Raw genomic sequence first — 2,509 nt, forward strand, 5'->3', positions numbered from 1 at the left:
AAGATTTTTGAGCCCCGCATATTTGCGGCATATTCGCGGGGCTCGTTGTGTGTTGTGTTGGTGGTTATAGGCGGCCGGCAGATTTGAGGGACAAGTAGGCGTCTGCGAGTGCGGGAGCCAGTTCGGTGGGGGTGGCGTCGACGACCGTGACGCCGTGACGGGTCAGCTGTTCTGCGGTGCGGAGACGTTCGGCCTCTGCCTGGGCTGCCGAGGCGGCGTCGTAGATCGCGTCAGTGTTGCCGCGTGCAGCTGCCATCGTCTCGATCTCGGGGTCGGCCACGGAGGCGACCACGACCGTGTGGCGCTTGGTGAGGCGTGAGAGAACCGGGAGCAGGCCCTCTTCGACAGGGGCTGCGTCCAGCGACGTAAGAAGAACGATGAGGGAGCGGCGGGGCGCCGTGTGCAGGGCCGTTGCCGTGAGGCCTCGGGCGTCCGTCTCGATCAGTTCCGGTTCCAGGGGTGCCATGGTGTTGACCAGGGCCGGAAGTACCTCGCCCGCGGTGCGGCCCTGGACCAGGGCGCGGATGCGGCGGTCGTAGGCCAAGAGGTCGACGCGGTCGCCGGCGCGGGAAGCCAGGGCGCCCAGGAGGAGCGCCGCGTCCATCGAGGCGTCCAGGCGCGGGGCGTCGCCCACCCGGCCGGCGGAGGTGCGGCCGGTGTCGAGGACCAGAAGGATGTGGCGGTCCCGCTCCGGACGCCAGGTGCGGACGGCGACCGCTGACTGGCGGGCCGTGGCGCGCCAGTCGATGGAACGGGTGTCGTCGCCGGGGACGTACTCGCGGAGGCTGTCGAACTCCGTGCCCTCACCGCGGGTCAACACGCTGGTGCGGCCGTCGAGTTCGCGGAGGCGGGCCAGCTTGGAGGGGAGGTGCTTGCGGCTGTGGAACGGGGGCAGGACCCGGACCGTCCAGGGGACGCTGTGCGTGCCCTGGCGGGTGAACAGGCCGAGCGGGCCGGAGGAGCGGATCGTGACGCGGTCCGCCTGGCGGTCGCCTCTGCGGGTGGGCAGGAGGCGGGTCGTCACCCGGCGGCGTTCGCCCGCGGGGATCGTGACGCGGTGGCGTGACGCGTCGTACTCGGTGCCGGGGCGCCAGGTGCTCGGGGGCCACGCGTCACGGAGGTGCGCGCGCAGGGGGCGGCGCGAGGGGTTGGTGATCGTGAGCGTGACGTCGGCCGGGTCTCCGAGGCGTACGGACGTGTCGCCGGAGCGGGTCAGGCGCAGACGGCGTACGGGGGCGGCCAGGGCGAAGTCGCAGGCGCAGGCCAGGGCCAGGGGAGTGTTGACGGCGAGGATGCCTGTCCAGCTGGGCTCCCAGATCCCGACGGGGAGGGAGCCCAGGGCTGCGAGCAGGGCTGTGCGTCCGGTGAGGGCCATGTCGGGTCTCTCGTCTCCGGCCTCGTCAGCGGGGGACGGGGACGTGGGTGAGGATCGCGTTGATCACCGAGTCGGGTGTGACGCCTTCCATCTCGGCCTCAGGGCGCAGCTGGATGCGGTGGCGGAGGGTCGGGAGGGCCAGGGCCTTCACGTCGTCGGGGGTGACGTAGTCGCGGCCGGTCAGCCAGGCCCAGGCGCGGGCCGTGGAGAGGAGGGCCGTGGCGCCGCGCGGGGAGACGCCGAGTGTGAGGGAGGGCGACTCGCGGGTCGCGCGGCAGATGTCGACGACGTAGGCCGTGATCTCGGGGGAGATCTGGGTCTTGGCGACCGCGGCGCGGGCCGTTTCCAGGTCGGCCGTCGTGGCCACCGGGCGGATGCCGGCCGCTCTCAGGTCGCGGGGGTTGAAGCCGGACGCGTGGCGGGTCAGGACGTCGATCTCGTCCTGGCGGGTGGGGAGGGGGACGTTCAACTTCAGGAGGAAGCGGTCCAGTTGGGCCTCGGGGAGGGGGTACGTGCCCTCGTACTCGACCGGGTTCTGGGTGGCGATCACCATGAACGGGTCCGGGAGCGGGCGCGGGGTGCCGTCGACCGTGATCTGGCGCTCCTCCATGGCCTCCAGGAGGGACGACTGGGTCTTCGGCGGGGTGCGGTTGATCTCGTCCGCGAGGAGGAGGTTGGTGAAGGCCGGGCCCGGCTGAAAGGAGAAGCGCGAGGTGTGGGTGTCGTAGACCAGGGAGCCCGTGACGTCGCTGGGCATGAGGTCGGGCGTGAACTGGACGCGCTTGGTGTCGAGTTCGAGGCTCGCGGCCAGGGCGCGGACGAGGAGCGTCTTCGCTACGCCGGGCACGCCCTCGAGCAGGACGTGGCCGCGGCAGAGGAGGGCCACGACCAGGCCCGTGACGGTGGGGTCCTGGCCGACCACGGCCTTGGCGATCTCCGTGCGCAGGGCTTCCAAAGAGGCCCGTGAGCTGCGGGGATCGGTCGTGGGCCCGGCGTTGTCAGTGGTCGGGTCCATCATGAATGGCGAACCTCTCTTTCGAGGGCGTCGAGGTGGTCGGCGAGTGCGATGAGTGCTGCGTCGGTCGCGGGTGGCGGGCCGAAGAGGAGGGCGTGCAGGTCCTGGTGGGGCGTGGG

At 71.5% G+C, this 2,509-nt stretch carries 2 protein-coding genes; both read right to left on the reverse strand.

The genetic code is table 11. The features are described from left to right. Positions 1-64 precede the first annotated feature (64 nt). On the reverse strand, positions 65-1,375 hold the full coding sequence (locus tag M4J07_RS47605) for a DUF58 domain-containing protein (RefSeq protein ID WP_255983630.1): 1,311 nt from the start codon (positions 1,373-1,375) through the stop codon (positions 65-67). Between the two features lie 25 nt (positions 1,376-1,400). After that, positions 1,401-2,390, reverse strand: coding sequence for an AAA family ATPase (locus tag M4J07_RS47610; protein WP_255983632.1), 990 nt, complete (start codon positions 2,388-2,390; stop codon positions 1,401-1,403). Positions 2,391-2,509 lie beyond the last annotated feature (119 nt).

Source organism: Streptomyces longispororuber (assembly GCF_024448165.1).
Lineage (GTDB): Bacteria > Actinomycetota > Actinomycetes > Streptomycetales > Streptomycetaceae > Streptomyces > Streptomyces longispororuber_A.